The sequence below is a fragment of the Bartonella sp. AA81SXKL genome (assembly GCF_042196945.1).
Taxonomy (GTDB): Bacteria; Pseudomonadota; Alphaproteobacteria; order Rhizobiales; family Rhizobiaceae; genus Bartonella.
This window is the reverse complement of sequence record NZ_JBHIRH010000177.1, coordinates 1-800: the sequence shown is the minus strand read 5'-3', so window position 1 is coordinate 800 and position 800 is coordinate 1. Positions and strand designations below refer to the sequence as shown.

Annotated in this window: 2 protein-coding genes; both read right to left on the bottom strand. The window is 36.0% G+C overall.

Features of this window, described 5'->3' with window-relative positions; genetic code table 11:
* On the bottom strand, window positions 1-400 hold a 400-nt coding region (locus ACFINZ_RS10420), incomplete at its 3' end, for an LON peptidase substrate-binding domain-containing protein (RefSeq protein WP_375701474.1).
* A gap of 218 nt (window positions 401-618) precedes the next feature.
* A partial coding sequence (locus ACFINZ_RS10415; RefSeq protein WP_375701473.1) for a hypothetical protein occupies window positions 619-800 on the bottom strand: 182 nt, incomplete at its 5' end.

The window sequence follows — 800 nt, the reverse complement described above, 5'->3', positions numbered from 1 at the left end:
AAAATTCTACTTCTTGTAGGTCTTTTATGTTTGATCGGATAAGAGCAATCCGATAGGATTTTGTGTTGACGAGTTCTTGTTCTAAGGTAAAGCGGCAAACGCCTTGTAAGATAATGAAAAGCTGCCCATTTCCTGTTTCGTTGTAGTGTGTGATGCGACCTATACAGCCCATTTTATAAAGCTGTATGGGCAAATAGTCTGTTCCCGAAGAAAGTGGTTGAATAATGCCTAACAAACGGTTGGATACCATAGCGTCTTCAACCATTTCGAGAGCTTCTGGTTCAAAAATATTGAGCGATAAAAAACCGCCTGGTAGTAAAAGCGCACCTTCTAAAGGAAAAAGAGCAATTTTCTTTGGGAGATCATTTTCGCAATTATAATGGATATTGCCAGCTTTCATTCGTATTTTTGAACCCTTTGTATGGTGAGGTTTGGTGCATAAGGAGCCACAGTTTATGGTACTACCTATCCATAAGAAAGACCAACCCCCTTGAGTGTTAAGATCATATTTCCTGATACTCTTAGAATATGTAGTGTTAGAGAGAATAAACTTTGTGGTTATAATGAGACCATACAAGAGAGAACACTCTTTTTAGTCTGTCAAATTTTACATTGTTTTCAATTTGTTTTTTTAGTTTTTGATTGGTATTTTTGCTTTTGGCCTTTCGCAATTTCCTTTTTATGTTGGTAGCTCATGCCGGTAATATATAAGCTGATCCTCCTTATTTTACTAAACTGTAAACACCTACGATTTTTAGAATGCTCGAGATCTAATATTATAAGCTTTTTAAAACAACCTA